The sequence below is a fragment of the Mediterranea sp. An20 genome (genome assembly GCF_002160055.1).
Lineage (GTDB): Bacteria > Bacteroidota > Bacteroidia > Bacteroidales > Bacteroidaceae > Bacteroides > Bacteroides avicola.
Window position 1 is genome coordinate 1 of the sequence record NZ_NFJV01000023.1, and the last position, 24195, is coordinate 24195.

Consider the following 24195-nt stretch of genomic DNA (forward strand, 5'->3'; position numbering starts at 1 on the left):
GAAACGCTTGCAGACCATCGCCAGCGTGGGTGTCTGCACACGCCCTACGGAATACGTGCCCCGTCCGGCGGCGACGGTCAATGCCTGCGTGCCGTTGATGCCCACCAGCCAGTCGGCTTTGCTACGGGCTTTGGCGGCTTGGTAGAGGTTGTCGTACTCGTGGCCGTCCTTCAGTTCTTTCAACCCCTTGCGGATGGCGGTGTCGGTCAGCGAGCTTATCCACAGTCTTTGAAAGGGCAAGGTACAGCCGGTATAGGCATAGAGGTAGCGGAATATCAATTCTCCTTCACGGGCGCAGTCGGTTGCCACGATAATATTGTCGCTCTCGTTCCACAGCTTGGTTATCACCTTAATCTGCTTCACCGCCGCTGCGTCCGCCTTGTAGCCCTTGTCCGTCTTCACCTGACGGGGGATTAACTCGAACCTTTCGGGAATGACGGGCAGGCTGTCGCGCCGGAAGCCCCTGATGCCGTACCCATCGGGCATGGCAAGCTGTACCAGATGCCCCAATGCCCATGTCACGTGGTAGCCGTTTCCGGTGAAATACCCTTCTTCTTTCTTCATCGCGCCGACAATCCGTGCTATTTCACGGACGACGCTCGGTTTTTCTGCCAATATGGTAATCATGTCTTTTTCTGTCTAATCTGTTGATACTTTTGTTTCTTTTCGGGTGGAAATGAAACGGGGCACGGCCTTGTCCGTGGGATATGCGGTACAGGGCGGTGTTTGCTCCCCGTTTCAATCCGTTGATTATTGTCGGATGGATTTAGTGGCGGCAATCAGGACACCTTCACACCTTTGGATTTTCTTGTCTGCCGTTTCTGCTGGGTTTCGTCCTTCGGTGCGGTCTGACCCTGCTGCAACGGCTCCTTCACGTGCTTGGTCGCCTCGTTGGTCTTGCCCTCGTTGTTCACGGCAAGCTGCGTCCTGCTCTCGTTCGACGGGGCGACGGTCTGCGCGAGGTCGGGATTCTGCGAGTAGGTCAGCGGACGGCCTTTCTCATGGCTGAACTTCAGGTACTTCGTGCAGGGCTGCCCTTGGTCGTCCTTCGCGTTGGCAAGCACCACCGTCTTGCCCGCCACGTAGTCGGCGATTTGCTGTTCGTTGAACAGGTCGTCTTTCCATTTGCTTATCGGGCGGATGCTTCCGTCCTCGTTCGTCCACGAGCGGTTGCGCCGTTGCCTTTCGCCGTTTTCCTGCGTCTGCCCCTGTGCATCGGGATTGTCCTGCTGCTTGCTTTGACGCTGCGACTGCTGCTGACGTCGTTGCCCCGGCACGAACTCCACATCGCGTTTTTCGGCGCTCACCTGAAGTAATGCCTGAAATTTGCGCCCGTTGGATAATGTCACTTCTTTGGGCAGGGCAAGCCCGGCACGCAGGATGTCCATTTCTTCCTTTGTCAAGCCGGTCTGTCCGATTTGATAGGGGATGCGCACCTTGTCGGCAGGCACGTCCACGATTTCATTCGTCAGGCGGTCGATGCTGATATACGACTGGCGCATTTCCCCGGTTCTCGTATCCGCCACATCCACCACCTTGCCTAAATTGCCCGTGCGCTTCAGGTTCTTCTTGTCCTCGTCCGTGAAGGTGTAGCCGTTGTGGGGGATGTCAAGGCGCGGCTCGTTACGGATAAAATGGGGTGTCAGTTTCAGTTTGCCGTCCTCCATTTTCTGGAACGAGAGGCGGGCTTGCAGTTGATACGTCTCATAGCCGAGGGTCGGCTTCACCGTCACCAGCCCCGTCTTGCCGTAATTCATCAGGGCTTTCAAATCCTTTTCTGAAAGCTTTTCCTTGTCGATGCCGCATTTGAGCAGCTCATTCCAGTCCACTTGGTCGTCCGCTATCAGGTTCGGCTTCTCCTGTTTCTGCGGTTGCTGCTCATCTTGCGCTTCAGCCGTTTGAGGCTGTTGCACTTCCTGTTTCTGTTCTTCTTTTTTCTGTTCCATTTCTTCTGTCTTTTTAAGGGGTTCATTGTCGCTTTCTTGTTTTACATTCTCCGTTTCCGCCTGCTTCTGGTATTCCGAAGTGTCCACCTTGTGCGCCGCGAGCATTTCCGCATTTGCCGCAGGGTCTTTCAGCAAATCCTTGATGACCGGCAGTACCGCATCCGCCATGTCCGCCGCCACCCGGTAGAAGCCGAAGCGTGTCGGCTCCTTGCACTGGCGGTAGAAGTTCCTGAAGAAGTTGTCCACCATGTCGCCGTGGCGGTCGAAGCGCAGGAAGTCCTGCGAGTGTTCCGCCTTTGCCGGAGTTGTCTTCGGATAGCCCTTGCTGTCCAGTCCGGCTACTACGCTGATTTCGCCCGTCTTCTCGTCACGGACGACCAGCACGTCTTTCTCGTTTTTCTTTTTCTGTTCCATTTTCGATGTTTTTAATAATTATAGAATCACAGGCTTTCGCCGTTTTTTCTGTTTTCAATTCCCGTTGCCTTTTCTTTTTGCCTTGACCAGGGACTTTTTTTCGCATTCTCTTTCATTTTCAGAATTTTCACCCCTCCTTGCACGACTTCCTCCATGTTCCGGTTGATGAAGTCCAGCACGTCTGACTCCGTATAGTAGCTCTTGCGGCTGATTTTCCGGTAGCGCAGTCCGTACTCGCTGCGGAAGCGTTGCAGCGACCGCTTGCTGGTGCGCAGCATCTCGCACAGGTCCTGATTGTCATACAGGCGCTCACCGTCCATGTACTTCACTCCGGCGGCATCCTTGTTTATCAGCACTGAGATGATTTTATCCTGACGGTCAAGTCGTTCCATGATGCGTTGCATCCATGCCTCGAACAATTCCCGCTCAATCATATTCCCGTCCTCCATCCCTTCCGTTCAACAGATAGTTCCGTCTGAACTCTTCCAGTGTCTGCGGGTTGCATTTCACGATTTTTGTCCGTACACATTCCTCCAGATCCGCGAGGCGGTAGCGGCATTTGTTCCGCATCATCACATAGGGGATAGTGCGGTCTTTGCGCATCCGTTGGAGCGTCCTTGTGCTGATTTTCAACAGGTCGGCGGTTTCCTCGCTGGTCAGCAGAATTTCCGGCTCCTCTTTGGGCACATTCTCTTTTTTGAATACATAAGCCGCTATCCGGTCGATTTTCGACATCATCGCTTTTACGACTTCATGGTCCATTGTTACTATTTCCATATCGTTCTTGTTTTTGATTACGCTGCAAAGATGTGCAATCTGCAAGAGGAGGATTATATAGTATGTACATACTACATAATGATTTTCTTGATTTTTCTTCCCGGAACGCAAGGTCGGGGCACAAAAATGCCCTGCCCGGCATTGCTGCACGGACAGGGCTTTATGGTTCATCCAGTCTGGACTGGTTTATACTTGGAGCAGACCGGATATACTCAGATTCATAATCCGGGAATCTTTTTCAGCTTATGAAAGTATCCTTTCCCATGTATAGGAACAAGGCAGATGGTTTCCGTTGGTAGGATTCTGCAAGTCGCGATGCCACCCATTTCCTGAACCGCTGACATGTCAGCCCGTTCATTTTGAATCCGAGGGCGATAACGATTCGCAAATTATACAGTTCTATGCTGCATGTTTTTCCCTTGTAGGTGAAACGCTCAATCTTTACATCCCGGTATTCGTCAAAATCCCCGGACTTTTTCAGGGCTTTCAGCCCTGCCCGTACCGTCTGGTAGAACACACCGTATGCCTTTACAATATCGTTTACCGTCATCCACACGTCACCGTCCGCCCCCGGTTCTATCCTTACAGAAATCCCCTCCGGTTTCCCCGGCGCAGGCTCTATCTCAAAAAATCCTTTTCTTACCATACCGATATATTTTTTAAGTGATATAATTTTCCATATAAGCAGGGACGATTTGTCATTTCGCTGTTACAATCCGTTCAATGATTTACCGCTTGCAATGCAATGTTTTCGATGCCCTCCAGTTTCCCGGCAAGCATTTCCATGTCCTCACGTATTTTATCGTTGGTGATACGCGCATAAATCTGTGTGGTTTTTATGTTCGTATGTCCCAGCATCTTAGATACCGTTTCGATGGGAACACCCTTTGCCAACGTAGTTGTCGTAGCGAAAGTATGTCTTGCGAGGTGAAATGTTAAATTCTTTTTAATCCCGCATATGTCAGCAATTTCTTTCAGGTAAGAGTTAAGTTTTTGATTGCTTAATACAGGCAGCAACCGTCCGTCTGATAGTTTGTCCTCGTACTTTTTCAATATTGCCAAAGGAGTTTTCAGCAGGGGGAGATTGACCGCAGTGGAAGTTTTTTGCCTGTGCAGCCGCAACCATTGTTTTCCGTCGAATGAAATACAGACATTTTCTTTGGTAAGGTTCTTTACATCCACGTATGACAACCCCGTGAAGCAAGAAAAGATGAATACGTCTCGAACTTGTTCCAATCGACGCGAATTAAAGTCCTTTTGGAGAATACGCTCCAGTTCCTGCTCCGTCAGATAGCCCCTGTCCACCGCTTTCATGTGAATATGATAGTTTGCAAACGGGTCGATGGTTATCCATCCGTTGTTTTTGGCGATGAGGACTATCTTGCGGAATATCTGCATGAACTTGCCCGTAGTATTCTCGTTGCACCGGCTGACGGTACGGAGATAAAACTCGAAGTCCGTCACGAACTTGTGGTCAATCTCCCGCAGGGCGATGTCAGACACTTTATATTTCACTTTCATAAATTCTTCCAGCCGGCGGTAAGTCCGGTCATATTTCACCAGCGTAGCCGGAGCCTTGCTGATGCCGTTCAGTTTGGAAGCGTCCTCATTATGTTGCTTGAATAACTCCAACAGGGTCTGTTGCCTTACCTCGTACCCCAGAAACGCATTGCGTACCTTCTCCGCCGTGACAAACGAATCACGCGATTCCACGTACCGGTAATGATTGCTCAGGGCTGTGCGGATGTCCTCCAGCATAGAGTTCATCTGTCTTGCCTTGACACTGTTTCCTGCCGCTTTCCCGGCTTTCGTGTCCCACAATGACGGTTCTATGTCCAGTTTGGAACTGAACTGCACCATGTCACCGTTCACCGTCAGGCGGATCATGATACCCGCCTTGCCTGACTTGTTCAGGTAGTTTTTCCTCAGATAAAAGAGGATTCGGAATGTACTTTTGCTCATAAACCTTTTAATTTTGCTCCTTCGTTACAACTGTTACACATTGCCTGCAAAGGAAAGATTAATAATTGATTTACAAGCGGACATTTTAATGACAACAGACGACAAATCAGCGACTTACAAAGAAAATCGTTACAATTCCAAAAGCCCGTTTTTTCTGTAACGATTTGGTAACTCAACTTTGTCTGTTTGGGGAATTTGTTTGTCTTCAGAATGGCTCTAAAAAGAAAAAACAAAGCCCACAAATCATTGATTTTGTGGGCTTTGTCATTCGCTGGCTTTCAGATGTCTCTGAAGCCTTGCGGTGCGGACGGGACTCGAACCCGCGACCCCATGCGTGACAGGCATGTATTCTAACCAGGCTGAACTACCGCACCAGGAAACCTTCGATAAAGCGTCGGGGTGACTGGATTCGAACCAGCGACAACACGCCCCCCAGACGTGTACTCTAACCGGGCTGAGCTACACCCCGAAGATTTCCGTCGTTTGCGGGTGCAAAGGTACGGCTTTTTTTTGAACCTCCAAATTATTCGAGCTTTTTTTTGCAGAAAATCTCAAAAAAAGTGGGAAAAGCCTATATTTCTGCCCTTTCACCGCCACGTAATTCCTACTTTTTATGCCGAAACACGAATGCAGCCCCTACCGGATGCGCCGACAGGCTCTTCGGAGAAAACAGCCAAGCGATAAGCAGTCGGGTGCCAAGCTACAAGCAGCAGGCTCGTTGTATATAAGAAACAGCAACCTGATTATCAACCACATGACTGTCTACACAGCCTGAAATCCACCTCAACGGCATGTATCCGACAAAAAAACGTGGATAACGGCATTTTCTACGGGAAACCTTCTCCCGCAAAAATGCGTTATCCACGCCTTTTATAACAAGAAAAAAACGGCTCTTATTTCAAGGCAGCCAAAGCTTCTTTGATACGACGGATAGCTTCTACGATGTTCTCATCGCTGGTGGCATAACTCATGCGGATGCAATCGGGAGCACCAAACGACGTGCCGCCCACGCAGGCCACGTGTCCTACCTCAAGCAAATACATGGCCAGGTCTTCGGCGTTGTGGATGGAACGGTCGCCGGCAGACTTGCCAAAGTAGGAACTGCACTTGGGGAAGAGATAGAAAGCACCTTCGGGTACGTTCACCTCCAGACCGGGCACTTCCTTGGCCAAACGGACAATAAGGTCACGACGGCGCTGGAAGGCCTGACGCATCTCCTCTACGGGAGCCTGCGTGCCGGTGTAGGCAGCTTCGGCTGCTTTCTGCGACACCGAGCAAGGACCGGACGTGTACTGGCCCTGCAACTTGTTGACACCTTTCACAATCCATTCGGGACCGGCAATGAAGCCGATGCGCCAGCCTGTCATGGCATACGCTTTGGACACGCCGTTGACAATCACCGTGCGTTCCTTCATGCCGGGCACCTGGGCAATGCTGTGATGACGGCCTATATAATTAATGTGTTCGTAAATCTCGTCAGCGATGACAATGACCTGAGGATGCTTCTGAAGCACGGCGGCCAAGGCTGCCAGTTCTTCACCGCTATAGACAGAACCCGTAGGATTGGACGGCGAACAGAGAATCAGCGCCTTGGTCTTGGGTGTGATGGCGGCCTCCAACTGGGCAGGCGTCATCTTGAAGTCCTGCTCAATGCCGGCCGATACGATAACGGGCACTCCTTCTGCCAGCTTTACCATTTCAGGATAGCTCACCCAATAGGGAGCAGGCACGATAACCTCGTCGCCGGGATTGACCAGTGCCAGTATGGTGTTGCAGACGGACTGCTTGGCACCGTTGGCGCAGGATATTTGGGCGGCGGTGTAATCCAGTCCGTTTTCATTTTTCAGCTTGGCCACGATAGCATTGCGCAAAGCGGGGTAACCGGGAACGGGAGAATAGCGCGAGTAGTTCTCGTCGATGGCTTTCTTGGCGGCTTCCTTAATATGCTCGGGAGTATTGAAGTCGGGTTCTCCTACACTCAGGTTGATAACATCCACCCCCTGTGCCTTCAGTTCGGCACTTTTCTGTGACATGGCCAATGTCGCAGAAGGCGACAAGCTGTTCAAACGGTCTGATAATTGGTTCATAATTTATTTGTTTTAAAAGATGGTTTAATTACTTGGCTTCTTTATTTACTGAAGTGCAGCGTATGCCCCATGCGCTCTTTCTTGGTACGGAGGTAACGCTCGTTGTAAGGATTGGGCGTGGTTTCGATGGGTACGTTCTCGGTTATTTCAAGACCGTAGGCTTCCAGCCCCACCCTCTTGACGGGATTGTTGGTCATCAGCCGCATCTTATGCACTCCCAGTTCGCGCAATATCTGTGCACCTACGCCGTAGTCACGCTCATCAGCCAGATGTCCCAGGCAGATATTGGCATCCACGGTGTCCATCCCGTCTTCCTGCAGCTTATAAGCTTTCATCTTCTCCATCAGGCCTATGCCACGCCCTTCCTGGTTAAGATAAACCAGCACGCCTTTGCCCGCTGCCTCAATCATCTGCATGGCTTTGTGCAACTGCTCCCCGCAATCGCAACGTTTGGAAGCGAAAATGTCACCCGTGGCGCAAGAAGAATGCACACGCACCAGGATGGGTTCGTCTTCCTTCCACGTCCCTTTGAACAAAGCCACATGGTCCAGGCCATTAGACTTCTGCCGGAAAGGAATCAGGCGGAAATCGCCGTAAGCGGTAGGCATGTTCACTTCCACGCCCTTCTCTACAATAGATTCCTGTTTCAGGCGATAAGCTATCAGATCGTTGATGGAAATAAGCTTCAAGCCATACTTGTCGGCAAACTGCCGGAGTTCGGGCAGACGGGCCATGGTGCCGTCATCGCTCATAATCTCCATCAAAGCACCGGCCGGATAGAGTCCCGCCAGACGTGCCAAATCCACAGCAGCCTCCGTATGGCCGGCACGGCGCAACACGCCCTTTTCCTGAGCGTAGAGCGGATTGATATGCCCCGGGCGTCCGAAGGTGGCTGGCGTAGAAGCCGGGTCGGCCAAAGCGCGGATGGTAGCGGCACGGTCGGCGGCAGACACACCCGTGCTACACCCTTCCAGCTTGTCGATGGTCACTGTAAAAGGCGTACCCAATACCGAAGTATTGTCCAGCACCTGATGCGGCAGGTCCAGCTCCTTGCAGCGGGAGATTGTAATGGGGGCACACAACACACCACGTGCATGCTTCAACATGAAGTTCACCTTCTCAGGGGTTATCAGTTCGGCGGCTATAATCAGGTCGCCTTCGTTCTCACGGTCTTCATCATCCACCACGATGACAAAATTGCCGGCCTTGAAGTCTTCAATGGCTTCTTCTATCGTATTCAGTTTAATGTGTTCCATAACTTTATAATTGAGGGTTGATATTCAAGATTCAATCATCACCGGTCCTTTTCCATCGAGCGGATGACATAGACGGCATCTTCATTCGCTTTGACGATACGCTCCATATCTTTGCTGAGACGGAGACGGTATGCCCAGATGCGGAAGAAGAAGAAAAGGCCGACGGGCAGAAGCACACCGCACGCCACATTGAGCCAGTAGAGGCGGAAAGGACGCACATGGGCCTGCGCCGAAAGGATGGGATAAGTATTGAGCACCCCTATCAGGCGGGGAGATTTCGTATTGGACATTTCCTCGATGAGCGTTTCCATGCGTGCGCTGATGCTTTCCACCTCGCGGTCCTCGTCCGTATTCATCCAAAGGCGCACGTAGTTGGGCATACGTTTCAGGTTGTGCCGCGAAGCGTATGCACGGCAGGATTCGGACAGCGCCTCCAAGTCGGCGGGGAGGCGGGCATAGTCCGGGTCGTGTATGATGACCTCTTTGCGGAAGAGATGACGTTCGCTGCGTATGCCCAACACCTTCTTAATCCAATGCAGGTAAGCTTCGGCATTGAACACCACAGAGTCTTTATTGGCCTTGTAGGTGAAGAAAGCCCCCAAAGGAGCCAGCACGGCAGTACTGGTCCACATACCCATCCAGATAATCCACTTGCCGTCGCGTGCCATCTTGAAGCCCGTATTGTTGATGATGTAATAGACAATGAATATCAGCACCGATACTACCACGGGCATGCCCAGCCCCCCTTTACGGATAATGCCTCCTAAAGGTGCCCCGATAAAGAAGAATATAAGGCAGGCAAGCGAGAGGGTGATTTTCTCGTGCCAGGCTGCTTCGTGCCTACGTATGCCGGTATCGGTTTGCGACATGTTGAAGCTTTTGAAGTTCCAGTCGCTCTCCGCGCTGCTTGCCCGGCTGACGGCAGTAGACAGGATTTTCTCTTTCTCCGACAGGGTGGCGGCATCCAGCAAGCTGTCTACGTTGTAATTGGACAGCACGGCTTTCTCTATTTTCAGCGTATCCTCCCGTTTGAGGTTGGAAGGCATGCTGTACGTACCCTGCATGGCTTCGGTGAAGAAGGCGCGTCCGATACTGTCGGTACGATGCGTCATCGAGTCCACGTCGGCCTGCAAGGTCCACATGTCCTTGCTTTTCTCCGAGTTGCCCATAATGCCCTCGTCGACCATATTGAACTCCGAATCGAACTCTATGACGGCATGCTTTTCACGAAAACTCTCGCGTCGATAAGGTACGTTCTTGCGCAACGTGCGCTGGTCTTTCAGGTTTTCAAACTGCTCACCGCTGTACAGATGAAGGTAGAGATGCTTCTTGTCGGCCGTCATTTCCAGGCGTCCGGAGTCGGCTTTGATGATTTGCGCGTTTTCAAAGCCTTTCTCAAAGTTATAGATAAGCACATCGTAGAGCATCCCCGTGTCCTTGTCCTTGTGCCTCACATAAAGATTGTATCCCTTGATTTCGTCGTAGAACACGCCTTCGGGAATATCCACCTCGGGCGACTTCTGCTTCATGGAGAACATCAGTGTATAGAGTTTGGTCTGTGCGCGCGGGCCAATCACATTCTGGAAATAGAAAGACACACAGGAAACCAGGGCAATGAACAGAATAAGCGGACACATGATGCGCAGCAGAGGGACACCGGCCGCTTTCATGGCAAGCAGTTCAAAACGCTCGCCGAAGTTTCCGAAGGTAATCAATGCGGCCAGAAGCACAGCCAGAGGCAGCGAAAGAGGGACGAGCGTCAGTCCTGCGTAGAAGAAGAACTGGGCCAACACACTTACTTCAAGTCCCTTGCCCACCAACTCGTCTACGAATTTCCACAGGAACTGCATCATGAATATGAAGAGACAAATGAAAAAGGTACCCGCAAAAAGCAGGCAGAAGCTCTTCAAAATGAATATATCTAACTTTTTGATGTGCAGCATGAGTTCCGTAACATACTTTTGAAGTGCAAAAGTAGTACAAAAACGGGAGTAGGAGAAATTTTTAGCAGAAAGTAACTAAAATCCGCACGTCCGGCGCAAAGTTTCCACCTGCGACTCCCACAATTCGCACGCGTCATCGGCTTCTTCTGCCGAGGCAAAGTCGATAATCTCCAACACAAAGTCATTGGTCAGCTCGCTGTTGGTCATCCGCAATTCAAAATATTCACGCTCGACAGGCGAGTCCAGCCAATGAAACCGGATGAACGAATAGGCACGCATACCTACGATGTCGGCTGCACGCCGTTCTGTCTTTCCCCAACAGAATATGAGGTGTTTGTTGTCGGACAACACCCGGTCGGCAAACCACCCCTCCAGCCCTATGGGGGTACTGATAGCCTCCCACAAGATGTTCCGGGAAGTAGCATTTAACAAATACTCCAAATGTATCTTTCTTCTTTCCATGTTTTTGATTCAAGTTTGTGCCGCCAAGTTAAAGACTTTTTCTTAAATACCGCACATATTTTATCTCTTTTAAGGAATAGGTATTCTTTTTCACTTCCATACACAACAACGGACGCATGAACATTGCCCAAGCGCACGGCTTGCCCGGCAAAAAAACGACAGCCGGCAACAACTTGCACCACGGACGTCATGAGGCCAATCGAGCTTTCTCCCCGGGGTAAAAACCAGCAAAGGCATCCACCCGCATCTGCCAGCCCAAGCGCCAACGCTGCCAAGCCTTTAGAAGATTGCTGCCAGGCACTTAGCAGGACGCTGCCAAGCGCTTGGAAGTTTGCAGCCAAGCATTGGGGAGCACGCATTTCACAAATACGCTCATTTACAGAAGATTATAACACAAAGAAAACGGAGAGATAAAAAAAACACGAAAAAGTCTGCGGTTTATTTTGCCAATTCAAAGAAATGCTCTATCTTTGCACCCGCAATCGAGAAAATGATGGCGGGATAGCTCAGCTGGTTAGAGCGCATGATTCATAATCATGAGGTCCCCGGTTCAATCCCGGGTCCCGCTACTCACACAAAAGACCGACCCAAGAGAAATATCCGGGGCGGTCTTTTTGCTATTTATCCCTCCCCCTCCTTATCCACACGCCACCCAAGCGTTTACAGCTTTTAACTTTTCTTCAAGCAGTAATCGCCTTTATCCGTCATTTAGTTAAGCGAATCAGCTGATCAACTTAAACCAAGTATTCATTTAGAAACGAACGAAAACAAAATGAAAGATTTTAAACTAAACCGCTTAATTATATCCACATTGGCCTTGGGATGTGCATGGGGCTTCACTTCTTGCAGCAACGACGAGCCCTCCCCGATTCCCGGCATTGTTACCACCGAATCCATGTTTGGCAACTACACGGGCAGCTTGTCCATCTTGTCTGTCGCACCGGGCATATCTGCCTTGACCGATGAAAGCGGCGAACCGGAAGGCACCACCGCCACTGCTACAATAGACAATGATACCATTTACTTTAAAGACTTCCCAATCAAAGACTTGGTAATGGCCGTAGTGGGCGATGAGACCACAGCCGACCAGATAGTAGCTGCCGTAGGTCCCGTAAACTATAACGTGGGCTACGAACCTGCCCTCACGCCTGCCCAAGACAGCATCTACTTCGACATGAAACCGGAACCCCTGCAACTGACTCTTACTCTTCCGGCTGCTGCGGAAAGCGAGGAGGCCGCCAGCATGAACATCCAGGTAAACATCGTCGGTGCAGAAGGTGCCAGCTACGAAGTGGCGACCTCTGCCCTGAATTTCCAATTAGGCGCCGACGAGGTATCGCTGGGTACCGGCGAAGACTTGCAACCCTTGCCCGGCTTCAACCCGCTTACTCTGAACTTTGAAATGAACAAAAGCAAAGAGTAAATACGGTGGTCGGCAGACCGCCGGCAAGCATTCCGCCCTTGCGGAATAAAGTGAAAGAGGATACCTTATGCCCATAAAGGTATCCTCTTTTCTTTGTACGCAGACAGCAACCGCCTGCCCCGCAGCAAGGATGGCCCGGTTCAGCCTTTGGCCTGGTGGATGGTAAGCTGCGGGAAGGGGAAGCCGATGCCGGCCTTGTTGAACTCTTCGTAGATAGAGCGGTTCACGTCATAATACACCCCCCAATAGTCGCTGTTCTTCACCCACACGCGAATCACCACGTTGACGCTGCTGGCATCCAACGCATTCAGGGCAATGACCGGAGCCGGTGTTTCCAGGATGCGCTTTTCAGCCGAGAGGATGCGGCGCACGGTATCCTCCACCCGGTCGTAATGCTCGCCATATTCCACACCGACCACCCATTCTACCCGACGTGTCTCCTCGCGGCTGTAGTTGACGATGACACCGCTCGATGCCGCACCGTTGGGGATGTAGACTGTCTTGTTGTCGGCCGTGGTCAGGATGGTGTGGAAGATTTGTATTTCGCGCACCGTACCGCTTTCATTCTGGCACTCTACCCAATCGCCCACCTTGTAGGGGCGGAACAGCAGAATGATAAGTCCGCCGGCAAAGTTCTGCAGGTTGCCGGAGAGAGCCATACCTACAGCTACACCCGCCGAAGCCAGCAGGGCGGCAAACGACGTGGTCTCGATGCCCAACTTGCCTATCACCGCCACGATGAGCAGAATCATCAGCAGGATATTCACCAGACTTTTGAGGAACGACTGTATGCCGGCATCTACCTTGCGCCGCTCCAGAATGCGGGCAAACATCTTGTTAAGGAACGAAATGAGCAGACGGCCGACAATGAAGATGACCAAGGCAGCCAGAATACGACCGCCCAAGCTGATGCCACTGTTGAGAAGATTAGACACCAGGTCGCCGAGATTTATTTCCAGCAAAGGAATAGAAGATAATAACATAGTTTGTTTGAATCGTTTAAAAGGGTTATACATAGGTCTTACTGCCGAAGCAGGTAGTCCTTGAAAGCGGGGAAGTCTTTCGACATCGGCACACTCCGTCGGGTGCCCTGCATGAAGGCCCGAAGCTTGTCAGGAATATCGACGGGCTGCCCGATGATGTGCTCCACCGTGTCTTTGAACTTGGCTGGATGTGCCGTCTCCAGGAAGATACCCGTCTCGCCTTCGCGCAGTCCTTCCTGCAAGGCCCTGAAGCCGCAGGCTCCGTGCGGGTCGAGCAGGTAGTGGTGCTGCTGCCACGTGGTGCGCACGGTGTCGGCTATCTGTTCGTCGGTATAAGTGGCACCGCTGATGTCGGCGCAGATGGCAGCATGATTGTTACCGTAAAGGTCGAGGATGCGGGCAAAGTTGCTGGGTGCCCCTACATCCATGGCGTTGGCGATAGTAGCGATACTGGGACGGGGAGAATATACACCGGTGCGCAAGTACTGGTAGAAGATGTCATTGCGGTTGTTGGCGGCGATGAAACGACCGACTGGCAGTCCCATGCGGGCAGCGAAGAGTCCGGCGGTAAGATTGCCGAAGTTGCCGCTGGGCACACACACCACCACGTTGTCCACCCGTCCCTCGCGTTTCAGCTGGGCATAGGCATGGAAGTAGTAGAACGATTGCGGCAGGAAACGGGCCACGTTAATGCTGTTGGCACTGGTCAGGCGCAAGCGGGCATTCAGTTCACCGTCCATGAAGGCGTCTTTCACCAGGGCCTGGCAGTCGTCGAAGGTGCCGTCTACCTCGAGGGCTGTGATATTGCGGCCCAGGGTAGTGAACTGCTTCTCCTGTATCTCACTCACCTTGCCTTTGGGGTAGAGCACATAGACGCGGATGCCCTCCACGCCCAGGAAACCGTTGGCTACAGCGCTGCCCGTATCGCCCGACGTAGCCACAAGAACGTTGACCTCGCCAGCGCCCTCTCGGCGGATGAAGTACCCCAAAAGGCGAGCCATAAAGCGAGCACCGACATCCTTGAAGGCAAGCGTGGGCCCGTGGAAGAGTTCGAGCGAATGGATACGGCCGGTGACAGGCACAAGCGGTATATCGAAACTGAGCGTGTCACGCACCAGTTCGTGCAACGTATCCTGCGGGATGTCGTCGCCAAAGAAAGCATCGGCCACGCGGCAGGCGATGTCAGGCAGACTGAGACGGTCGATGCCGTCGTAGAAGTCTGACGGAAGGGGGTGGATATGCTCGGGCATGTAGAGTCCCCTGTCGGGGGCAAGTCCGCGCACCACAGCCTCTTGGAGGGTGGCGGCGGGCGAGTGGTGGTTGGTACTGTAATAGTTCATAAGATTAATCGTTGATGAATGCGTGGATAAACTGGTCTTCTTTCAGCAAGCCATACGAGCCGTGGCAGGCAGCTACCTCATCGAAAGTCTGCACCGCATCGGGCACAATGCCAGGGTACCAGATGAGGAAGGGCACGGGCTCGGCAGTATGGGTGCGCACCTCACAAGGCGTGGGATGGTCGGGCAGGATGGCTATGCCGACTGGTTCCGACCAGTCTTTCACCGCCTCATAGATAGGACCGACGACGCGACGGTCCAAGTCTTCGATAGTGCGCATCTTCAGAGAGACATCCCCCTCGTGTCCTGCCTCATCACTGGCCTCGATATGCAGGTAGACGAAGTCGTCGGTGCGCAGAGCATCGAGAGCGGCACGGGCCTTGCCCTCGTAGTTGGTATCGTAAAGTCCGGTAGCGCCGGGTACATCGATGCGTCGCAGTCCGGCATAACGCCCGATACCGCGGATAAGGTCGACGGCTGTGATAACCGCTCCTCTCTTCACCTGAGGAAAGCGGACAGAGAAAGGTTCCATCCGGGGACGGTAGCCGGGACTCCAGGGCCAGATGCTGTTGGCGGGGTCTTTGCCTTGAGCGATGCGCTGCTTATTCAGTGGATGCTCCTTCAACAAGTCTTGCGAACGGAGAATAAGACTGTTCAGCAGTCCGGCTGTCGCCTGCGCTTCGAGGCACTTAGCTTTAGGCATCAGCGGAAGGAAGGGTTTCATTGGCACGTCATGTGGCGGCGTACAGTCCACGCGTTTGTCCCCTCCGCGAATAACAAGCAGGTGACGGTATTGCACACCGGTATAGAAATGTACACGCCCGTCGCCCAGGCGTTCTTGCAGGAAGCGAATCAACACATCTGCCTCTTCCGTAGTGATGTGTCCGGCAGAGTGATTCTTCAGCAGGTCACCTTCGATGCAGACCAAGTTACAGCGCATAGCCATGTCGCCCGACATAAGATCCACGCCGATGCTGGCTGCTTCGAGCGAACCGCGGCCTTCGTAAACAGTGGGCAAGTCGTAGCCCAGCACAGAGAGGTTAGCCACCTCGCTGCCGGGATGGAAGCCGGGTGCCACAGTGACCAACCGCCCGCATCGTCCTTGCCGCGCCAGCAGGTCCATCCAAGGGGTATGGGCGGCCTGGAGCAGTGTCCGCCCGCCCAACGAGGAAACGGGATGGTCGGCCATGCCGTCACCCAATATAATAAGGTGTTTCATATCTCTTCGTGTTTTGGGATTATACTTAGGTAGGGCATCAAACGTTGGCAATGCTCATGATGTCGGCAAAGACGCCAGCAGCAGTCACGTCAGCTCCCGCGCCGTAGCCCTGAATCATCATCGGGTACTCGCGGTAACGCTCGGTAGTCAGCAGGATGATGTTGTTGCTTCCCTCCAGTCCGTAGAACGGGTGACCAGGGGCTACCTCCATCAGTCCGACCGACGCCTTGCCACCGTCCAGCCGCGCTACAAAACGCCAATGCTTGTGCTCGGCTTCCAGTTTCTGGCGGCGGGCCTCGAAGTCGGCATCCAGCGTGGGAACCTTGCGCCAGAAGTCGTCCAACGAACCTTCAAAGAAATCGTCGGGTACGAAGAGGTGACGATCCACATCGCTCTGCTCAATGCGGTAGCCCGCCTCACGGGCCAGGATGACAAGCTTGCGGATGACATCCTTGCCGCTGAGGTCTATACGCGGATCGGGTTCAGAATAACGCTCCTGCTGCGCCATGCGTATCGTCTGGCTGAAGGGCACGTCGGCACTGAGTTGGTTGAAGATATAGTTCAGCGTACCACTAAGCACGGCCTCAATCTTCAGTATCTTGTCGCCGCTGTGTATAAGGTCATTGATGGTGTTGATAATGGGCAGCCCCGCTCCCACGTTGGTCTCGAACAGATACTTCACACCACGCTGCCGGGCTGTTTGCTTCAGGCGAAGATAATTCTCGTACTCGCTGGATGCAGCAATCTTGTTGGCAGCCACGACAGAGATATTATGCCGCAGCAAGTCTTCGTAGATACCTGCCACGTCGGGACTGGCCGTGCAATCGACGAAGACCGAGTTGAAGATATTCATGCCAATGACGCCGTCGCGCAGCCGCTGTGTGTCGCTCGCCTGCCCCTTTTCCTTCAACTCCTCGCGGAAGCGGGACAAGTCGAATCCCTCGCGGCAGAACATCGAGTGTGAGGCATCGGCAATGCCCACCACGTTCAGTTGCAAGCCGTTTTCCTGCATCAGTCGCTGCCGCTGACTTTGAATCTGCTCAATGAGTTTGCCGCCCACCGTACCGATACCGCAGATGAAGAGATTGAGCACCTGGTATTCGGAGAGGAAGAACGAGTCGTGGATGACGTTGAGCGACTTGCGCAGCGACTTGCCGTCTACCACAAACGAGATGTTGGTCTCACTGGCACCCTGCGCACAAGCTATGACGTTGATACCGTTTCTGCCGAGCGTGCCGAACAGCTTGCCTGCGATGCCCGGTGTATGCTTCATGTTCTCGCCTACGATGGCCACCGTGGCCAAGTCTTTCTCGGCCTGTATGGGCGAAATCTCTCCCATCTCAATCTCCTTGGCAAACTCCTCGCCAAGTACGCGGCACGCCAAGTCGGCATCGGCATTGCGCACACCGATAGATGTGGAGTTCTCCGACGAAGCCTGCGACACCAGGAAGACACTGATGCCGTTTTTCGCCAAGGCCTTAAAGATGCGGTAGTTCACGCCGATAACACCCACCATGCCCAGGCCCTGTACCGTGATAAGGCTCGTATCGTTGATGGACGAGATACCTTTGATGGCTTTGCCCTGCGGACTGCTCACCGTTTGTTTGATGACGGTGCCTGCTCCCTCTGGGTTGAAGGTATTCTTGATAAGAATAGGTATGTTCTTGTGGCACACAGGATATATCGTAGGCGGATAAACCACCTTGGCACCGAAGTTACACAGTTCCGTTGCCTCCACGTAGCTCAGTTCGTTGATGGTGTATGCCGTAGAGATGACGCGCGGATCGGCCGTCATAAACCCGTCTACGTCCGTCCAAATCTCCAGCGAGTCGGCGTTCAGTGCTGCCGCAATGATGGCCGCCGTATAGTCCGAGCCACCGCGTCCCAGATTGGTCACCTCGCCCGTATCCTTGTCCGTGGCAATGAAACCCGGTACCAGCGCCAGCGGAGGCAATTCACTGAAAGTCTCGCGCACCAGCCGGTTTGTCAGTTCCGTATCCAGCACGTGCTTCGCAAACTTCTTCTCCGTCTTGATGAAGCTGCGCGAGTCGTACCACCGTGCGCCCGTCAACTGAGCGGCAATGATAGACGACAGACGTTCGCCGTAGCTCACTATCGTGTCCGATGTCTTCTGCGACAGGTCCTTGATGAGATAGATGCCTTGGAAGATGTCCTTCAGTTCATTGAGCAGTTCTCCCACCCGGCGCTGCATGGTCATCTGCGCGTCAAACTCCGGAATCGCCCGCTTCACCATCTCTACGTGCCGGCTCACAATTTCGCGGAATTCGTCTTCATACGCCGCATCGCCTGCCGCCGCCATGCGCGAGGTCTTTATCAGTTTGTCCGTGATGCCACCCAATGCCGACACCACCACAATGACCGGTTCGCGCCCGGCCTCTGCTTCAACAATGCGCTTCACACTCAATATGCTCTCCACGGAACCTACCGACGTTCCGCCGAATTTCATTACTTTCATCCTATGCTGTTTTAATGAAGTTACTATAATATATATAAATATGTGTAGGAAAAAACCCGCTTCCCGAACGGGCGCCTCCGCCTGCGGAGATAAGGAAATAACCGAAAACGATGTGTAACACGTAGAAACACGAAAAACTATCCCTAACCCCGAAGGGTCATGGTGCGCATCGATGTGACGGTATGCGGATAATACTTGTTCATAGTCTCGTTTCTAACGTCTTTAAAGGATAAGATGTTGCAAATGTAACAATAAAAGCATACATTCTATCACATTCTCCCACTTTTTTGCGATAAAAGTGCAGAAAAAGGCAAAAACTACCCATATTAATCGTACCTTTGGCCGCAAATAAGCAACGAAATGGCAAAAGAGAAAACCGTATACGTATGCAGCAACTGCGGGCAGGAATCGCCCAGGTGGCTGGGCAAGTGTCCCTCGTGCGGACAATGGAACACCTTCGTCGAAGAAATCGTGCGCAAGGAACCGGCAGCACGCCCTTCCCTCGCCGGGCTTGCCAAGACCAAATCGAAACCGGTGACACTGAACGAAATAGATGCCGACGACGAACCGCGCATCGACATGCACGACGACGAACTGAACCGCGTGCTGGGCGGCGGACTGGTGCGCGGCTCGCTGGTGCTGCTGGGCGGCGAACCGGGCATCGGAAAGTCTACGCTTATCCTGCAAACCGTACTGCGGATGCCAGAGAAACGCATCCTCTACATATCGGGCGAAGAGAGTGCCCGCCAGCTGAAGCTACGAGCCGACCGGCTGACACACACGTCGAGCGATTGCCTCATTGCCTGCGAGACTTCGCTGGAGCAAATCTTCGTACATATCAAAAATACACAGCCCGACTTGGTCATCATCGACTCCATACAGACTATCTCGACCGAAAGCCTGGAATCATCGCCGGGCAGCATCGCCCAAGTAAGAGAGTGCGCCGCCTCCATCCTACGCTTCGCCAAAGAAAGCCACACACCGGTCATCCTCATCGGGCACATCAACAAAGAAGGAAGCATCGCCGGACCTAAGGTGCTGGAGCATATCGTAGACACAGTATTGCAGTTTGAAGGCGACCAGCACTATATGTACCGCATCCTGCGCAGCATCAAAAACCGCTTCGGAAGCACTGCCGAACTGGGCATCTACGAGATGCGGCAGGACGGATTGCGCCAGGTAAGCAACCCTTCGGAGCTGCTGCTCAGCCAGGACCACGAAGGCATGAGTGGCGTAGCCATCGCTTCGGCCATCGAGGGCATACGCCCGTTTCTCATCGAGACACAGGCATTGGTGAGCAGCGCAGTCTACGGCAATCCGCAACGCTCTGCCACCGGATTCGACACGCGGCGCATGAACATGCTACTGGCGGTGCTGGAAAAGCGCGTGGGCTTCAAACTGGCACAGAAAGACGTATTCCTGAACATTGCCGGTGGACTGAAAGTGAACGATCCGGCCATCGACCTGGCTGTCATCAGCGCCATACTGAGCAGCAACATGGACGTTGCCATTGAGACAGAAGTGTGCATGGCCGGCGAGGTGGGTCTGTCGGGCGAAATCCGTCCTGTCAACCGCATCGAACAACGCATCGGCGAAGCGGAAAAACTGGGTTTCAAACGGTTTATCCTGCCCCGGCAAAACTTGCAGGGGCTGAATACGGCTAAAATAAAAATAGAGCTGGTGCCCGTGCGCAAGGTGGAGGAAGCCTTCCGCAACCTCTTCGGATAATAGAGGGAATAAATGAGAAAGGCTCGACAATCACTTGCCAAGCCTCACATTTTACCATGAAAACTATTATAAAAATAAAATTAACTGGTGGACGTTGACGGATTCGAACCGCCGACCCTCTGCTTGTAAGGCAGACGCTCTGAACCAGCTGAGCTAAACGTCCTTCTTTCTATACAGAAGTGAAGAGGTATGCTGGTGGACGTTGACGGATTCGAACCGCCGACCCTCTGCTTGTAAGGCAGACGCTCTGAACCAGCTGAGCTAAACGTCCGTTACACTTCCGTTTCAAAAGCGATGCAAAGGTACGACTTATTTTGAAACCTCCAAAACTTTCTCGCATTATTTTTCGCTCTTTTTTCGAAGAATTTTCACTTACACCTGTTTTACAACAAGTTAGCACAAAAACTTTTTTCTTCCTCGCCCCACCCTCCAACCAGCCTCCTATGCTGCCACTATCGATAACGGAGCAGGAACGCCTCTCAAGCAGAAAGAACAGAAGCTCCGGACGGCCCCATCCACCACGCACATCAACAGACACTTACTTCTTATATATAAGGAGCAGACTCCTTAGCGCTTGGCACCCGGCTCCTTAGCGCTTGGAAATTGGCTCCTTAGCGCTTAGAAACCGACACCGCATCGCAAAAAGTTGAAGTCGCGGCAAAGATAACCTCCCATAGATTTGCGAAAAAGCAAAAATAATCGTTACTTTGCAAAAATTTAGACGACACTTATGCTACTGACAAGAAAAGCTTATATCCGCCTCCTGCATCCGGATGCCTGCCACCCGGGGGATAGCGGTTTCTTTTCTTCGAGCAAGATATTTTCTCCGTTCCTTGATGGATGCGTTATCCCCATGTGGGGGTGACGCATTTTTTTTGCACCGGAAGAAGAAAGACTTAGACCAAACTTAAACAACTACAATAAGAGAGTTATGGAAACAAAACTGAAGAAAGTGCTCGTTCTCGGATCGGGCGCATTGAAAATCGGACAGGCCGGTGAGTTCGACTACTCCGGCTCGCAAGCCTTGAAAGCATTGCGCGAAGAAGGCATCGCATCGGTGCTGGTCAACCCCAACATCGCCACCATCCAGACCTCGGAAGGCATTGCCGACCAAGTGTATTTCCTCCCCGTCACTCCCTACTTCGTGGAGCGCATCATCGAGAAAGAACGACCGGACGGCATCCTGCTGGCTTTCGGCGGACAGACGGCACTGAACTGCGGTACAGAACTCTACCAGACAGGCGTGCTGCAGAAATACGGCGTGCGCGTTCTCGGCACCTCCGTAGAGGCCATCATGAATACCGAAGACCGTGACCTCTTTGTGAAAAAGCTGGACGAAATCCCCATGAAAACGCCCAAAAGCCACGCCGTGGAAACCATGGCCGACGCACTGAAAGCAGCTCAGGAAATAGGCTATCCCGTCATGGTGCGCTCAGCCTACGCGCTGGGTGGACAGGGCAGCGGCATTTGTCCCGACGAAGAGACTTTCTTGCGCTTGGCCGAAAGCGCCTTCACCTTCTCCAAGCAGATTCTGGTGGAAGAATCGTTGAAAGGCTGGAAGGAGATTGAGTTCGAGGTTATCCGCGATGCCAACGACCATTGCTTCACCGTGGCAAGCATGGAAAACTTCGACCCGCTGGGCATCCATACGGGCGAGAGCATCGTAGTGGCCCCCACTTGCTCGCTGAGCCAGGAACAAGTCGAGACTTTGCAAGCCCTTTCACGGCAGTGTGTCCGCCATCTCAACATTGTGGGCGAATGCAACATCCAATATGCTTTCAATGCCGAAACCAACGACTACCGCGTCATCGAAGTCAACGCCCGCCTCAGCCGCTCTTCCGCTCTGGCCTCTAAGGCGACAGGCTATCCGCTGGCTTTTGTGGCTGCCAAGATTGCCCTGGGCTACACGCTCGACCAAATCGGCGAGATGGGCACACCCAACTCTGCCTACGTGGCACCCTCACTCGATTACCTCATCTGCAAGATTCCACGCTGGGACCTGACTAAATTCGTAGGTGTAAGCCGTGAGATTGGTTCTTCTATGAAGTCGGTAGGCGAAATCATGTCCATCGGCCGCTCCTTCGAAGAGGTTATCCAGAAAGGACTCCGTATGATCGGACAAGGCATGCACGGCTTTGTGGGTAACGAAGGACTGACTTTCAATGACCTCGACCATGAATTGTCTCACCCCACCGACCTGCGTATTTTCGCCATTGCCCAGGCCTTGGAAGAAGGCTACGCCATCGACCGCATCTACGAGTTGACCAAGATTGATCCGTGGTTCCTTGGTAAGCTGAAGAACATTGTAGACTACAAGCACAAGCTCTCCGAATACAACAAGATAGAAGACATTCCTGCCGATGTGCTGCGCGAAGCCAAACGACTGGGCTTCTCCGACTTCCAGATTGCCCGCTTTGTCCTTCATCCAGAAGGCAACATGGAGAAAGAGAATCTTCTGGTACGTGCCCGCCGCAAGGAGTTAGGCATCGTGCCGGGAGTGAAACGTATCAATACCGTAGCCAGCGAACATCCTGAACTGACCAACTATCTGTATATGACGTATGATGTGCAGGGCTACGACGTAAACTATTACAAGAACGAGAAGTCGGTTGTCGTACTCGGTTCCGGTGCTTACCGAATCGGATCCAGCGTAGAGTTCGACTGGTGCTCGGTGAATGCCGTACAGACGGCACGTAAGTTGGGCTACAAATCCATCATGATCAACTACAACCCGGAGACGGTATCGACAGACTACGACATGTGTGACCGCCTCTACTTCGACGAGTTATCGTTTGAGCGCGTGATGGATGTCATCGACCTGGAGCAACCGCGCGGTGTCATTGTTTCTGTAGGTGGACAGATTCCGAACAACCTGGCCATGAAACTCTACCGTCAGTCGGTGCCCGTATTGGGTACATCACCCGTCAGCATCGACCGCGCTGAAAACCGCAACAAGTTCAGCCACATGCTCGACCTGCTCGGTATCGACCAGCCTGCCTGGCAGGAACTGACCAGCTTGGACGATGTGAAGGCGTTCATTCAGAAGGTTGGGTATCCCGTGCTGGTTCGTCCCAGCTATGTACTGTCCGGCGCAGCCATGAATGTGTGCTACGACGAAGAAGAACTGGAGCAGTTCCTGCAGATGGCCGCCAAGGTATCGAAAGAATATCCCGTAGTGGTATCGCAGTTCCTTCAGAACACGAAAGAAATTGAATTTGATGCCGTGGCACAGAACGGCGAGATTGTGGAGTACGCCATCTCCGAGCACATTGAGTTTGCCGGCGTACACTCGGGCGATGCCACTTTAGTATTCCCCGCACAGAAGATATACTTCGCCACCGCCCGCCGCATCAAGCAAATCAGCCGTCGCATTGCCAAGGAACTGAACATCTCCGGTCCGTTCAACATACAGTATCTGGCGCGCAACAACGAGGTGAAGGTCATCGAGTGCAACCTGCGTGCCTCCCGCTCCTTCCCCTTCGTCAGCAAGGTACTGAAGCGTAACTTCATTGAGACAGCCACACGCATCATGCTCGACGCGCCCTACACCCGTCCCGACAAGTCGGCTTACGACATTGATTGGATTGGCGTCAAGGCCAGCCAGTTCTCTTTCTCACGCCTGCACAAGGCCGACCCCGTACTGGGCGTAGACATGGCCAGTACGGGCGAAGTAGGTTGTTTGGGCGACAGTTTCGACGAGGCACTGCTCAACGCCATGATTGCCGTAGGCTTCAAAATTCCTTCGCCGGAGAAAGGCGTGATGTTCTCCAGCGGCGCCATGAAGTCGAAGGTGGATTTGCTGGATGCCAGTCGCATGCTGCATGCCAAAGGCTATAAGATATACGCCACAGCGGGTACATCGGCCTTCCTCAACGCCCACGGCGTAGAAACCACACCCGTCTACTGGCCAGACGAGAAACCCGATGCGGAGAACAACGTAATGCGCATGATTGCCAACCACGCCTTCGACCTCATCGTCAACATCCCGAAGAACCACACGAAGCGTGAGTTGACCAACGGTTACAAGATTCGCCGTGCCGCCATCGACCACAATATCCCGCTCATCACCAATGCCCGCTTAGCAGGTGCTTTCATTGAAGCCTTCTGCGGACTTCAGCCCCAGTACATCGCTATCAAGAGCTGGCAGGAGTACAAGTGAGCCAAGACGAGTGGCAAATGATA

The 24195-nt window shown here is 52.8% G+C and carries 19 protein-coding genes and 5 tRNA genes; 5 read left to right on the forward strand and 19 right to left on the reverse strand.

All coding sequences use genetic code 11. The annotated features are described in order from the left end of the window. The 8 genes from B5F34_RS12485 to B5F34_RS12520 all read right to left on the reverse strand — a co-directional run. Positions 1 to 627, reverse strand: a 627-nt coding sequence (locus B5F34_RS12485; protein WP_239448948.1) for a DNA topoisomerase, incomplete at its 3' end; no start/stop codon positions are given. Between the two features lie 152 nt (positions 628 to 779). After that, positions 780 to 2360, reverse strand: coding sequence for a DUF4099 domain-containing protein (locus B5F34_RS12490; RefSeq protein WP_087339541.1), 1581 nt, complete (start codon positions 2358 to 2360; stop codon positions 780 to 782). A gap of 26 nt (positions 2361 to 2386) precedes the next feature. Further along, positions 2387 to 2794, reverse strand: coding sequence for a helix-turn-helix domain-containing protein (locus B5F34_RS12495; protein WP_087339631.1), 408 nt, complete (start codon positions 2792 to 2794; stop codon positions 2387 to 2389). Then, positions 2787 to 3137: a helix-turn-helix domain-containing protein gene (locus tag B5F34_RS12500; protein WP_087339633.1), complete on the reverse strand. Its 351-nt coding sequence runs from the start codon at positions 3135 to 3137 to the stop codon at positions 2787 to 2789. Before B5F34_RS12500 ends, B5F34_RS12495 begins: the two co-directional genes overlap by 8 nt. Positions 3138 to 3375: 238 nt before the next feature. Continuing rightward, a complete protein-coding gene (locus B5F34_RS12505; RefSeq protein WP_087339544.1) occupies positions 3376 to 3783 on the reverse strand; it encodes a virulence RhuM family protein in 408 nt (135 codons plus the stop codon). Between the two features lie 74 nt (positions 3784 to 3857). After that, complete coding sequence (locus B5F34_RS12510; RefSeq protein WP_087339546.1) at positions 3858 to 5099, reverse strand: site-specific integrase; 1242 nt, start codon at positions 5097 to 5099, stop codon at positions 3858 to 3860. A 299-nt stretch (positions 5100 to 5398) separates the two neighbouring features. Continuing rightward, positions 5399 to 5473: transfer RNA gene (locus B5F34_RS12515), tRNA-Asp, on the reverse strand. Between the two features lie 20 nt (positions 5474 to 5493). Next, positions 5494 to 5568: transfer RNA gene (locus B5F34_RS12520), tRNA-Pro, on the reverse strand. A gap of 144 nt (positions 5569 to 5712) precedes the next feature. Between B5F34_RS12520 and B5F34_RS17610 the strand changes: the two genes are divergently transcribed. Continuing rightward, the gene (locus B5F34_RS17610; RefSeq protein ID WP_162609334.1) at positions 5713 to 5874 is read left to right on the forward strand and encodes a hypothetical protein; all 162 of its coding nucleotides are present in this window, start codon (positions 5713 to 5715) and stop codon (positions 5872 to 5874) included. Between the two features lie 118 nt (positions 5875 to 5992). Here the strand turns inward: B5F34_RS17610 and B5F34_RS12530 are convergent, their stop codons facing one another. The 5 genes from B5F34_RS12530 to B5F34_RS17390 form a co-directional block, all read right to left on the reverse strand. Beyond that, positions 5993 to 7186 (reverse strand): pyridoxal phosphate-dependent aminotransferase, encoded by a 1194-nt coding sequence (locus tag B5F34_RS12530; protein ID WP_087339552.1) that lies wholly within the window; start codon positions 7184 to 7186, stop codon positions 5993 to 5995. Positions 7187 to 7227: 41 nt separating this feature from the next. Then, on the reverse strand, positions 7228 to 8442 hold the full coding sequence (locus tag B5F34_RS12535) for a bifunctional 3,4-dihydroxy-2-butanone-4-phosphate synthase/GTP cyclohydrolase II (RefSeq protein WP_087339555.1): 1215 nt from the start codon (positions 8440 to 8442) through the stop codon (positions 7228 to 7230). A 38-nt stretch (positions 8443 to 8480) separates the two neighbouring features. Then, the gene (locus B5F34_RS12540) at positions 8481 to 10385 is read right to left on the reverse strand and encodes an LptF/LptG family permease (RefSeq protein ID WP_087339558.1); all 1905 of its coding nucleotides are present in this window, start codon (positions 10383 to 10385) and stop codon (positions 8481 to 8483) included. Positions 10386 to 10460: 75 nt separating this feature from the next. Beyond that, a complete protein-coding gene (locus tag B5F34_RS12545) occupies positions 10461 to 10847 on the reverse strand; it encodes an START-like domain-containing protein (RefSeq protein ID WP_087339561.1) in 387 nt (128 codons plus the stop codon). Then, positions 10811 to 11188 (reverse strand): hypothetical protein, encoded by a 378-nt coding sequence (locus B5F34_RS17390; RefSeq protein ID WP_162609335.1) that lies wholly within the window; start codon positions 11186 to 11188, stop codon positions 10811 to 10813. Before B5F34_RS17390 ends, B5F34_RS12545 begins: the two co-directional genes overlap by 37 nt. Positions 11189 to 11342: 154 nt before the next feature. Here B5F34_RS17390 and B5F34_RS12550 point away from each other — a divergent pair. Both B5F34_RS12550 and B5F34_RS12555 read left to right on the forward strand, forming a co-directional pair. Further along, positions 11343 to 11416, forward strand: a tRNA-Met gene (locus B5F34_RS12550). A gap of 203 nt (positions 11417 to 11619) precedes the next feature. Then, complete coding sequence (locus tag B5F34_RS12555; RefSeq protein ID WP_087339564.1) at positions 11620 to 12270, forward strand: DUF4840 domain-containing protein; 651 nt, start codon at positions 11620 to 11622, stop codon at positions 12268 to 12270. A gap of 140 nt (positions 12271 to 12410) precedes the next feature. Here the strand turns inward: B5F34_RS12555 and B5F34_RS12560 are convergent, their stop codons facing one another. From B5F34_RS12560 to thrA, 4 genes are read right to left on the reverse strand one after another with little or no spacing between them, the layout of a single operon-like run. Then, complete coding sequence (locus B5F34_RS12560; RefSeq protein ID WP_087339568.1) at positions 12411 to 13253, reverse strand: mechanosensitive ion channel domain-containing protein; 843 nt, start codon at positions 13251 to 13253, stop codon at positions 12411 to 12413. 38 nt (positions 13254 to 13291) lie between these two features. Further along, a complete protein-coding gene (gene thrC / locus B5F34_RS12565) occupies positions 13292 to 14593 on the reverse strand; it encodes a threonine synthase (RefSeq protein ID WP_087339570.1) in 1302 nt (433 codons plus the stop codon). A gap of 4 nt (positions 14594 to 14597) precedes the next feature. Then, positions 14598 to 15809 (reverse strand): cofactor-independent phosphoglycerate mutase, encoded by a 1212-nt coding sequence (locus B5F34_RS12570; protein ID WP_087339572.1) that lies wholly within the window; start codon positions 15807 to 15809, stop codon positions 14598 to 14600. 37 nt (positions 15810 to 15846) lie between these two features. Beyond that, positions 15847 to 18285 carry a bifunctional aspartate kinase/homoserine dehydrogenase I gene (gene thrA / locus B5F34_RS12575; RefSeq protein WP_087339574.1) on the reverse strand — a complete coding sequence of 813 codons (2439 nt, stop codon included), beginning with the start codon at positions 18283 to 18285 and terminating at the stop codon, positions 15847 to 15849. A 360-nt stretch (positions 18286 to 18645) separates the two neighbouring features. Between thrA and radA the strand changes: the two genes are divergently transcribed. Beyond that, positions 18646 to 20013 (forward strand): DNA repair protein RadA, encoded by a 1368-nt coding sequence (gene radA / locus B5F34_RS12580; protein WP_087339576.1) that lies wholly within the window; start codon positions 18646 to 18648, stop codon positions 20011 to 20013. Positions 20014 to 20098: 85 nt separating this feature from the next. Here the strand turns inward: radA and B5F34_RS12585 are convergent. Together B5F34_RS12585 and B5F34_RS12590 are read right to left on the reverse strand one after the other, a co-directional pair. Beyond that, positions 20099 to 20176: transfer RNA gene (locus tag B5F34_RS12585), tRNA-Val, on the reverse strand. A gap of 30 nt (positions 20177 to 20206) precedes the next feature. After that, positions 20207 to 20284, reverse strand: a tRNA-Val gene (locus B5F34_RS12590). Positions 20285 to 20944: 660 nt separating this feature from the next. Between B5F34_RS12590 and carB the strand changes: the two genes are divergently transcribed. Beyond that, entirely contained in the window at positions 20945 to 24172 is a 3228-nt protein-coding gene (carB, locus tag B5F34_RS12595) for a carbamoyl-phosphate synthase (glutamine-hydrolyzing) large subunit (protein ID WP_087339579.1), read from the forward strand. Positions 24173 to 24195: the final 23 nt, after the last annotated feature.